The sequence below is a fragment of the Gordonia malaquae genome, assembly GCF_037148075.1.
GTDB lineage: Bacteria > Actinomycetota > Actinomycetes > Mycobacteriales > Mycobacteriaceae > Gordonia > Gordonia malaquae.
In genome coordinates this window covers 369,956-380,527 of sequence record NZ_JBBCUB010000005.1, presented here as the reverse complement: position 1 = coordinate 380,527, position 10,572 = coordinate 369,956, and the positions used below count along the sequence as shown (strand labels likewise).

Annotated in this window: 8 protein-coding genes; 6 read left to right on the top strand and 2 right to left on the bottom strand. The window is 67.1% G+C overall.

What is annotated here, in order from left to right; translation table 11 throughout:
• Positions 1-983 (bottom strand): 3-ketosteroid-9-alpha-monooxygenase, oxygenase component (locus tag WFK36_RS18700; protein ID WP_336793476.1); only part of this gene is annotated, 983 nt, incomplete at its 3' end.
• A 115-nt stretch (positions 984-1,098) separates the two neighbouring features.
• Positions 1,099-1,758, bottom strand: a complete 660-nt coding sequence (gene kstR, locus WFK36_RS18695; protein WP_008378575.1) for a cholesterol catabolism transcriptional regulator KstR — start codon at positions 1,756-1,758, stop codon at positions 1,099-1,101.
• A gap of 125 nt (positions 1,759-1,883) precedes the next feature.
• Here kstR and WFK36_RS18690 point away from each other — a divergent pair, with 125 nt between their 5' ends.
• From WFK36_RS18690 to WFK36_RS18665, 6 genes are all read left to right on the top strand, one after another.
• Positions 1,884-4,019, top strand: coding sequence for an acyl-CoA dehydrogenase (locus WFK36_RS18690; protein ID WP_336793473.1), 2,136 nt, complete (start codon positions 1,884-1,886; stop codon positions 4,017-4,019).
• Positions 4,020-4,108: 89 nt separating this feature from the next.
• Positions 4,109-6,316, top strand: coding sequence for an acyl-CoA dehydrogenase (locus WFK36_RS18685; RefSeq protein WP_336793471.1), 2,208 nt, complete (start codon positions 4,109-4,111; stop codon positions 6,314-6,316).
• The gene (locus tag WFK36_RS18680) at positions 6,313-7,329 is read left to right on the top strand and encodes a bifunctional MaoC family dehydratase N-terminal/OB-fold nucleic acid binding domain-containing protein (RefSeq protein ID WP_336793469.1); all 1,017 of its coding nucleotides are present in this window, start codon (positions 6,313-6,315) and stop codon (positions 7,327-7,329) included. Before WFK36_RS18685 ends, WFK36_RS18680 begins: the two co-directional genes overlap by 4 nt.
• Positions 7,326-7,721, top strand: coding sequence for a MaoC family dehydratase (locus WFK36_RS18675; RefSeq protein WP_336793468.1), 396 nt, complete (start codon positions 7,326-7,328; stop codon positions 7,719-7,721). Before WFK36_RS18680 ends, WFK36_RS18675 begins: the two co-directional genes overlap by 4 nt.
• Entirely contained in the window at positions 7,721-8,896 is a 1,176-nt protein-coding gene (locus WFK36_RS18670; RefSeq protein ID WP_336793466.1) for a lipid-transfer protein, read from the top strand. The genes WFK36_RS18675 and WFK36_RS18670 overlap by 1 nt, the downstream gene beginning before the upstream one ends.
• Positions 8,897-8,939: 43 nt before the next feature.
• The gene (locus tag WFK36_RS18665) at positions 8,940-10,565 is read left to right on the top strand and encodes an AMP-binding protein (RefSeq protein ID WP_336793465.1); all 1,626 of its coding nucleotides are present in this window, start codon (positions 8,940-8,942) and stop codon (positions 10,563-10,565) included.
• The last annotated feature ends 7 nt before the right edge of the window (positions 10,566-10,572 follow it).

Here is a 10,572-nt window from a genome sequence, read left to right as displayed (position 1 = left end):
ACGGGGCCGTCTTCCTCCGACAGGAGGGGATTGTCGATCGGGGCCTTGTCGCGCCAGATCTCGACGTCCTGCTCGAATCCGACCTTCACGCCCTGGGCGAACTGCGCGGCCATCGCGTCGGCTTCGTCTGCCTCCATCCCCGCGGGCTTCTTGACGCTCGCGCCGTACATCAGAACGAACGAGTTCTCGTCGACCGGGTAGTGGCAGTTGATCAGGTTGGTCTCGATCAACATGCCGTTCGCGTAGTTGCGGAGGACGTCGATCATGTAAGACGGCCCGTAGTAGAACGCTTCGGACTCCAGGCGTGAGTCGGGATCGTCGTAGTTGGTGCCTACGTTGATGTCGTCGCGAGGCAGAGAGTTCATCAACTGACCGGCGACGTGTCCCTCGAAGATGTTCTTGAAGAACGTCGGGAACGAGTAGTGGACGTAGAAGAAGTGCGCCATGTCGACCACGTTGTCGACGATCTCGCGGCAGTGCGAGCCCTCGACGACGATCGAGTTCCACTGCCAGTCGGTCCACTCGTCGGTGCCGTAGCCCTCGATGACGGGGATGGTCACGTCGTCGGTCGGCTTGGAGCCCTGCGGGTCGTGCCAGACGAACAATTGGCCGTTGCGCTCCAGAGTCGGCCACGAGCGGGTCTTGGCGACCGGCGGCACGCGGCGCGCGTACGGGATTCCGGTGCAGCGGCCGTTGCCGCCCCACCGCCAGTCGTGGAACGGGCAGGCGATCGAATCGCCCTTGACCTCACCCTTGGCGAGATTGCCGCCCATGTGGCGGCAGTAGGCGTCGAGCACCTTGATCGCGCCGTCGCTCTCCGTCTGGAAGACGACGAGCTGGGTTCCGAACGCCTTGACCTGGTGGGGCTTGCCGTCCTGGAAGTCTTTCAGCAGGCCGAGGCAGTGCCATCCGCGTGCGAATCGGGTGGGGGCTCCGGCCGATTCGATCGTCCGGAACTCGTCGTCCTGGGTGGGTGCAGACATGATGCGTGTCCTCCATCGAGTTCTTCGCCAGGGCCCGGAAGGGTCCTGATGACTCGATAGTGACCTCGGTCATGTCGCTGGAGGTGACGCGTTCCCGTTGAGCGGGAAGACCGCTCTATTTGTCGAGTAGAAGGCGGATCGTCAATGCCATCCGAGTGGTGACGTCGGTGGCCGATGCACGGCGGGTGAGCCACTGCACGAGGTTCGACATCCACACGTCGGAGATGACGCGTGCGATCGCGAGTTCGTGCTCGGACGGCTCGGCCTCGGCATCAGCGGGGTCGAGCATCGCGCCCGCGAGGAGGCGGTCGATGGTGTTGGCGACTCGGTCGACCTCACTGGTGGCCGATGCGTCGGCGAACATGAACGCCCGCGTCATCGCCTCGGTGAGGAGGGGATCGCGCTGCATCGCATAGGTGATCATGTCGAGCACGTGGCGCAGTCGAGCCATCGGGTCGTCGCCCGGGAGCTGTGTCCGGTCGACGCGGCCCTCCACTCGTTCCAGTTCGCGCGCGAGCGCTGTCACGAGGAGATGGACCTTCGACGGGAAGTACCGGTACAGGGTGCCGACGGCGACGTCGGCCTTCTCTGCGACGGTGCGCATCTGCACCGCGTCGTATCCGCCCTTGGAGGCGAGTGCGAGTGTGGCGTCGAGGATCCGCCTGCGCCGCTCGCGCTGCGCAGCCGATCCGACCTCGGCGCCCGAGGTGGGTGCCGGAGTTGGCGGCGGCGTCGGTGCTTCGACGTCGCTTGTGCTGGTGGCCGGGCCTGCCATGTGCGGATTCCCCCTCGATATCGGGCGGCCGCTGGTTGGCAGCGGCACTTCGATGGTGTACACCCTAGGTGTCATTAGAACAGGTTCTAATTGCTTGCAACAACCGAAACGCAGAGGAAACTCCCGTGAGTATCGCCACGTCATCCGACCAACGAGTGGTAGCCGACAGCGTGACCGACTGGGCGGCGGCCCGATCCGTCGCCGAGGCCGTCCGTGCCGACATCGACGGCGGGGGTGCGTCATGGCGCGAGTTCTTCGGCCAGATCGGTGAACTCGGCGTGTTCATGGCCGGTGTCGCCGAGGATGCGGGAGGTGCGGGCGGCAGTCTGGAAGACGTCGCCGTGATGCTGGAAGCGTGCGGATCGTCGCTGGTCCCGGGGCCGTTGGCGCAGACCGTCGCCGGTGCGTACGTCCTGGCCACGCAGGGGGCGGAGGTCGCCGAAGCGCTCATGGCCGGGGAGCGGCCCGTGGTGATCCCGGCGTCGGCGATCGCCGGTGCGGTGCCGTTGCCGCTGACCGACGGATCGGTTGATCTGGGTCCGGTACCCGCCTGGGTGGACGACGCCCTCGTGCTGGCTCCGCTTGTCGTCGACGGCGCGAGCGGCTGGTACGCGATCGAGCCCGCAGGTGTCGACGCCACCGTCATGGACGGTCCGCTCGACGGCACGGCGATCCCGCATCGGGTGCGTCTCTCGGGCCTGACCGACGGTTCGCTCGTACGGATCGACGACGCAGAGCTCCTCGTCGACCTCCTCGTGCTCGGCTTCACCGCCTACCAGTCCGGCGTCGCACGGCACGTCCTCGACGTGGCCGTCGACTACGCGAAGGTCCGCACCCAGTTCGGGGCGCCGATCGGATCGTTCCAGGCCGTCAAGCAGATCTGCGCCGACATGCTGTGCCGGAGCGAGCAGTTGACCGCCGCCGCGTGGGATCTGGCGTCGGCGATCGACGACGGCGACCGTACGCAGGCGGCCTTGAGCCGTCTCGCGGCGTCGGTGCTCGTCGCCGATCTCGCACCCGCGAACGCCAAGGACGCCATCCAGATCCTCGGCGGAATCGGCTTCACATTCGAGCACGACGCACACCTCTACCTGCGGTCGGCGCTCGCCACCCGCATGCTCCTCGGCCAGGGATCGGCCGCGCGTGCCGAACTCGGCCGCCTCGGGCGCGAGGGTTCCCGACGCGAGTTCTCGCTCGACCTCGAGTCCGTCCAGGATCGGCGGCCTGCGATCGCCGCCGCCGCCGACGAGGTCGCGGCGGCCCCGGAGTCGGAGCGTCGTGCGGCGCTGGCCCGCACCGGACTGCTCGCACCGCACTGGCCGGAGCCGTACGGTCTGGCCGCCGATCCGGCGCTCCAACTGCTCATCGACGCCGAACTCGACAGGGTGGGCGTCGCCCGTCCCGATTTGGTGATCGCGGGTTGGGCGTTGCCGACCATCCTCGAACACGGCACGGACGCTCAGCGCGAGAAGTTCGTCGCGCCGACCCTCGCGGGCGACATCCGGTGGTGCCAGCTGTTCAGCGAGCCCGAGGCCGGATCGGATCTCGCATCGCTGCGCACCAAAGCCGTCCGCGTCGACGGCGGATGGCGTCTCACCGGTCAGAAGATCTGGACGTCGGAGGCGCACATGTCGCAGTGGGCCGTGTGCCTGGCGCGCACCAACCCCGACGTGCCGAAGCACAAGGGCATCACGTACTTCCTCGTCGACATGGCGGCCGCCGGGATCGACATCCGCCCGTTGCGCGAGCTGACCGGCCGCGCGATGTTCAACGAAGTGTTCCTCGACGACGTGTTCGTGCCCGATGAGATGGTCGTCGGGCCGGTCGACGGCGGCTGGCGACTGGCGCGCACAACACTCGCGAACGAGCGCGTGGCCATGGGCGGTTCGGGTCTGGGCAAGGAGGTCGACGCGTTGCTGCGTCAGATCGACGGCGCGGAACTGAGCGCGGAGCAGTCGCGTGAACTCGGTCGGATCGTCGCCGATGCGCACATCGGACGAGTGCTCGACGCGCGGTCGGTGGTCCAGCGGCTGTCGGGGACCGATCCCGGCGCGACTTCGAGCGTCCGAAAACTGATCGGTGTGGTGCATCGGCAGTCGGTGCCGGAGTTCGCCACCGATCTGCTCGGCGTCGAGGGTCTGTCGAGTTCGTCGGCGACCGAGTTGCTGCTGCTCAACCGGTGTCTCTCGATTGCGGGCGGAACCACGCAGATCCTCAAGAACGCGGCGGCAGAGCGAATTCTCGGCCTCCCGCGAGGCTGACTGCACGCCAACCAAGCAAGTGCTAGGTAGAGGCATTCGCCATCTGCTACAAATGGAACACGTTCTAATTTACCTTCAGGAGGTGCCGGGTGGACTTCACTCTGGACCCCGCGGCCGCAGCCGTGTCCGACGTCGCCGACGACGTCGTCAAGCGCTTGCTGCCGGACTGGGAGACAAAATTCGCCGACAGCGGCTTCGACGCCGCCGCATGGCGCGGCTTCGTCGACGCAGGCGTCACCGCGATGCCGCTCAGCGAGGAGTTCGGCGGTGACGACCTCGGTGTCGACGCGCTCCGACCACTCGTGGTGCGTGCCGGTCGTGACGCAGTCGTCACACCGCTGATCGGCACTCTCGCCGCCGGTCTCGTGGGGGCGTCGACCGATCCGGAGGGACGCTTCGCGGTCGCGGTCGGCGAACCGGGTCGAGCACTCGGTGAGGGACTGTCGACGACGCTTGTCGACGGCGTGCTGACCGGTGTCAAAACAGGTGTCCTGCACGCCGACGGGGCGACAGCACTGGTCGTCGCCGCAGCAGGCGGCATCGCCGTCGTCGATCCGGCGGCCGACGGAGTCACTGTCACCAGGACCACCGCGTCGTCCGGCTGGGGCGAGTACACCGTCAGGTTCGACCGTGCTCGCGCCGGCCGGGTGGTCTCCGACGATCCGCAGCCGCTTGTCGACGTCTACCGTGCGCTGCTCGCGGCCTACGCCGACGGACTGCTGGCCGGTGCGATCGCGCGCACTGCTGAGCACGTCTCGACCCGGCATCAGTTCGGCAAGCCGATCGCCACGTTCCAGGCGGTCGGGCAGCAGCTCGCCGACGTCTACGTCATCTCTGCGACCCTCGGCCTGGTGAGCACCGCCGCCGCTTGGGAACTGGCGCAGAGCCGCGACGCGCAGGGCGACCTCGCGACCGCGATGTACTGGATCGCGTCCGAGCTTCCGGCGACGATGCGGACCATGACCCACCTGCACGGCGGGATCGGCGTCGACGTCACCTACCCGCTGCATCGCTACTTCTCCATCACCAAGGATCTCGGTCGTCTTGTCGGGGGCGCCGACCGCACCCTTGCGGTCCTCGCCGACACCGACCCGGCAGGCTCGGGCACCGGGGCTGACGCCGGTGACGGCATGTTCATCGCGTTCACCGAGGCTCAGCTGGCCCTCCGTGACGAACTGCGCACCTATTTCTCCACCCTCATCTCCGACGACGATGCGCGCACCATGCGCGTGGAGCGTCACGGTCCCGCGTACCGCAAGGTGATCAAGCAGATGGGCGCCGACGGTTGGCTCGGCGTCGGCTGGCCCGCGGAGTTCGGCGGCAAGGGCTTCGGTGAGATCGAACAGCAGATCTTCACCAACGAGGCGGTCCGCGCCGACGTTCCGCTGCCGTCGGTCACGCTGCAGACCGTCGGGCCGACGCTGCAGAAGTACGGCACCCAGGAGCAGAAGGACCTGTTCCTGCCGCGCATCCTCGCGGGCGACGTGCATTTCGCGATCGGCTACACCGAACCCGACGCAGGCACCGACCTCGCGTCGCTGACCACGAGGGCGACGCTGGACGAGACCGGCGAGAACTACATCGTCAACGGCCAGAAGATCTTCACCACCGGCGGCCACGACGCCGACTACATCTGGCTCGCCTGCCGGACCGATCAGGACGCCCCCAAACACAAGGGCATCACGATCCTGATCCTGGACACCCGTGATCCCGGTTTCACGTGGACCCCGATCATCACCGCGGACGGCGCGCATCACGTGAACGCGACGTACTACAGCGACGTGAAGGTTCCCGTCTCGATGCGGGTCGGCGAGGAGGGCGACGGCTGGAAGCTGATCACCACCCAGCTCAATCACGAACGTGTGATGCTCGGCCCGTCGGGCCGCATCGGCGGCGTCGCCGACAAGGTCCGCGACTGGGCTGCCACCGCGCAGGTCGACGGCGAGCCGGTGAGCAGCCGCGATGACGTCCGACGCGCGCTCGCGACGATCGGCGCATACGAGCGTCTGAACGAACTGCTCAACTGGCAGGTCGCGTCGAGCGGTGAGATCTCGATGGCGTCGGCCGCGGCGACGAAGGTGTTCGCGACCGAGCGTGTGCAGACGATCCACCGGATGGCCGACGAGATCGTCGGCCGGTACGGCGACTTCACCGACGAGACGACGGCCGATCTCGTCGACTGGCTCGACATGATGGCCAAGCGCAACGCCGTGATCACGTTCGGCGGCGGCGTCAACGAAGTGATGCGAGACATGATCGGCACCGCCGGTCTCGGTCTGCCGAGGGTGAAGCGATGACGATGACGCACGACGAGATCCGCGCCGCAGCGGATGCGATCAAGGCGAAGGGCGCGAGCGCGCCCAAGAAGGGCCGCGATCCGATCAACCAGCCGATGATCCACAACTGGGTCGAGGCGATGGGCGACGACAATCCGATCTACGTCGACGCCGACGCGGCCCGCGCGGCGGGCCACGACGGCATCGTCGCCCCGCCCGCGATGGCTCAGGTGTGGACCATGCGCGGTCTGCACGGCGTCCGCGCCGACGACGATCCGCTGGGTCTGGCGACCGAGCTGTTCGACGAGGCCGGCTACACCTCGGTGGTCGCGACCAACTGCGACACCGTCTACCACCGCTACACCTCGCCTGGCGAAGAGGTCACGATCTCGTCGGAGCTCGTCGACGTCGTGGGCCCTAAGAACACAGCTCTCGGCGAGGGCTGGTTCTTCACGACCAAGAACAATTGGTCGGTGGGAGACGAACTCGTCGCGGAGATGCATTTCCGCATCCTCAAGTTCCGGCCCGCGGCGAAGACCGAGCCGGTCAGCGCGACGCCCGACCTCGACCCGGCCAAGCTCATCAAGCCGTCCAAGTCCCGCGACACTGCCTTCTTTTGGGACGGTGTCGCAGCCCATGAGCTGCGCATTCAGAAGCTCGACGACGGGTCGCTGCGTCACCCGCCGATCCCCGCCACGTGGAAGCCGCGCGGTGAGGACGGTGAGTTCGGCACCACCGACTACGTCGTGTCGTCTGGTCGCGGAACCGTGTACAGCCACGTGATTCATCACGCGCCGAAGGTGCCCGGCCGCTCGCTGCCGTTCGCAGTGGCGCTGGTGGAGCTCGAGGAGGGCGTCCGCATGCTCGGCGAACTCCGCGGGATCGATCCGGCCGACGTCCGCATCGGGCTCGAGGTCGAGGTGACGTTCTTGGACTTCCCTGCGGGCGAGCGCAGCGACGGGGGATCCACCACTGACGGAGACGCCGACGCGTGGACCCTGTACGCCTTCACTCCGGCAGGAGCAGCCAAGTGACCACGATCGCCGTCGGCGCCGCGCTGCCGCCGCTGACCATCGACGCCACCCCGACATTCGTGGTGGCCACCGCCCTCGCGACCCGCGACTTCCAGGACGTGCACCACGACCGGGACCTCGCGCATCAGAAGGGGTCGAAGGACATCTTCGTCAACATCCTCACCGACACCGGGTTGGTCGAGCGGTTCGTCACCGACTGGGCGGGCCCGTCGACGCGGATCGGGTCGATCAACTTGAAGTTGGGCGTGCCCTGGTACGCCTACGACTCGTTGACCTTCACCGGTGAGGTGACCGACGTCGACGGCGATCGGGTGACCGTCGCCGTCACGGGCACCAACTCGCTCGGCAAGCACGTCATCTCGACTGTCGTCTTCACCAGCCAGGAGGCGTGATGAGCAGGACTCTCTCCGGCAAGGCCTCGATCGCAGGCATCGGAGCCACCGACTTCTCGAAGAACTCCGGCCGCAGCGAGCTGCGTCTGGCCGCCGAGGCCATCAACGCGGCGTTGGCCGACGCGGGCCTGACCGCCGACGACGTCGACGGTCTCGTCACGTTCACGATGGACACCAACACCGAGATCGCCGTCGCTCGCGCGGTGGGGATCCCGGAGCTCAAGTACTTCTCCCGCATCCACTACGGCGGCGGCGCGGCGTGCTCCACGGTGCAGCAGGCGGCGATGGCCGTCGCGACCGGCGTGTGCGACGTCGCGGTCGCCTACCGCGCGTTCAACGAGCGGTCGGGAAACAGGTTCGGCCAGGTCAGCGCCGCTGTCGCCAACCAGGAGAACTCCTCGGGCACCGACAACGCGTTCTCATACCCGCACGGCCTGTCGACGCCCGCGGCGTTCGTCGCGATGACGGCTCAGCGGTACATGCACGAGTACGGAGCGACGGGTGAAGACTTCGGCCGCGTCGCCGTCGTCGACCGCAAGCATGCCGCGGTGAACCCGAACGCGTTCTTCTACGGCAAGCCGATCACCCTGGAGGACCATCAGGCGTCGCGATACATCGCCGAGCCTCTCCATCTGCTCGACTGCTGCCAGGAGTCCGACGGTGGTGTCGCGATCGTCGTCGTCTCCCCGGAGCGCGCGAAGGACCTCAAGCAGAAGCCGGTGTCGATCGCGGGCGCCGCGTCGGGCAGTGGGCGCGACCAGTTCATCATGACCAGCTACTACCGCGACGATCTGCCTGCTCTGGAGGAGATGGGTCTGGTCGGTCGGCAGCTGTGGGCGCAGTCCGGCCTCCGGCCCGACGACATGGACATGGCGGTCCTGTACGACCACTTCACCCCGTATGCGCTGATCCAGCTCGAAGAGCTCGGATTCTGCGGACGCGGCGAGGCCAAGGACTTCGTCCGTGAGCCCGGAGCCCTCGAAGTCGGCGGCCGACTACCTCTGAACACACACGGCGGCCAGCTCGGTGAGGCGTACATCCACGGGATGAACGGCATCGCCGAGGCCGTCCGCCAGCTGCGCGGCGACTCCGTCAACCAGGTCGAGGGCGCATCGCAGGTCCTCGTCACCGCAGGCACGGGTGTTCCGACGTCCGGCCTCGTCCTCACCGCTTGACCACCACCCGAATTGCTCGGCCCTCCCAAGGAGATCTAGAAAGATGAAGTTCAACCTCGCAGACGTCTTCGAGACCGTTGCGGACGCCGTTCCCGAGCGTGTGGTCCTCACGTGGGACGGCACCGACATCACCTACGCGGAGCTGGACGGGCTGGCCAACCAGGTGGCGCACAACCTCGCTGCACACGGTGTCGGCAAGGACGACAATGTCGCGCTGTACCTGAAGAACAGCGTCGAGCACGTGACGTCGCTGCTCGGTCTGATCAAGATCCGCGCCGTGCCGGTGAACGTGAACTACCGCTACACCGACGCCGAACTCGAGTACATCTTCGACAACTCCGACTCGGCGGCGATCGTCGTCGAGCTGCCTGAGCACCAGCGCAGCGTCGCCGAGCTGATGGCGAAGCTGCCGCTGCTGCGCACGGTGTTCGTGATCGGCGACGTCGTCGACGAACTGACCGCTGCCGCTGCCGCTCTCGAGGGACGCACAGTCGAGATCGTCGACTTCGACGGTTACAAGACGCAGCAGTCTGCACGCGATTTCGACGCCCGCAACGGCGAAGAGATCTACATGATCTACACCGGTGGTACAACCGGATACCCGAAGGGCGTCATGTGGCAGCACGACGACTTCTTCCGCAAGCCGATCTCGGGCGGCAACCCGTACGGCCCGCCGCGCGCCGATCTGGAAGAACTCGCGCGTGAGGTCCAGAACTTCCCGTCGATGTCGTTCCTCATCGCCGCCCCGCTGATGCACGGCGCAGCGTCGTACTCGCTGTTCACGTTCATCTCGCTCGGCAGCCGCCTGATCCTCGAGCGCGACTTCGACGCCGAGAAGATGATCCGCAACATCGGGCGCGACAAGACCCAGATGATCCTCATCGTGGGCGACGCGATGGGCATGCCGCTCGCCGACGAGATGGAGAAGCAGAAGGACACCGCCGACTTCTCGACGCTGTTCTCGATCACCTCGGGTGGCGCGCTGTGGAGCCAGAGCGTGCGCGACCGCATGCTCGCAGTGAAGCCGGAACTCCTGCTGCGCGACAACTTCGGTGCTTCGGAGTCGGGCAACGACGGCGAGATCAAGATGGACGAGAACGGCAACCTCATGGTGCCGCCGACCGACCGCATGATGGTCGTCGACGAGCAGTTCAACCGCATCACCACGCCGGGCGAGGTGGGCCACATCGCCCGCATCGGCAACATCCCGCTCGGGTACTACAAGGACCCGGAGAAGACCGCCCGCACGTTCCCGACCCTTTCCGACGGCACGCGGATCTCGGTGCTCGGCGACATGGGGTACGTCCGCGAAGACGGCAGCATCATCTTCCTCGGTCGTGGCAGCCAGTGCATCAACACCGGTGGTGAGAAGGTGTACGCCGAAGAGGTCGAGGGCGCGCTGCACGGTCATCCGGCGATCGCGGACGCGCTTGTCGTGCCGGCGCCCGACCCGAAGTACGGCCAGCGAGTGGCGGCTGTCGCATCGCTGAACCCGGGCTTCGACGAGCCGACCCTGGAGGATGTGCAGGAGCACTGCCGTCAGACGCTGGCGCGCTACAAGGTCCCGCGCACCGTGGTCTTCGTCGACGAGGTCAAGCGGACCCCTGCGGGCAAGGCCGACTACAAGTGGGCCAAGTCCACGGCGGCGGACGCGGTCACGGTGTCCTGACCGACAC

Excerpts from the sequence above, each read along its gene's own strand:
- kstR (WP_008378575.1), bottom strand. The coding sequence starts at position 1,758 with ATGGCAGGCCCGGCCACCAGCACAAGCGACGTCGAAGCACCGACGCCG.
- WFK36_RS18680 (WP_336793469.1), top strand. The coding sequence starts at position 6,313 with ATGACGATGACGCACGACGAGATCCGCGCCGCAGCGGATGCGATCAAG.
- WFK36_RS18670 (WP_336793466.1), top strand. The coding sequence starts at position 7,721 with ATGAGCAGGACTCTCTCCGGCAAGGCCTCGATCGCAGGCATCGGAGCC.
- WFK36_RS18665 (WP_336793465.1), top strand. The coding sequence starts at position 8,940 with ATGAAGTTCAACCTCGCAGACGTCTTCGAGACCGTTGCGGACGCCGTT.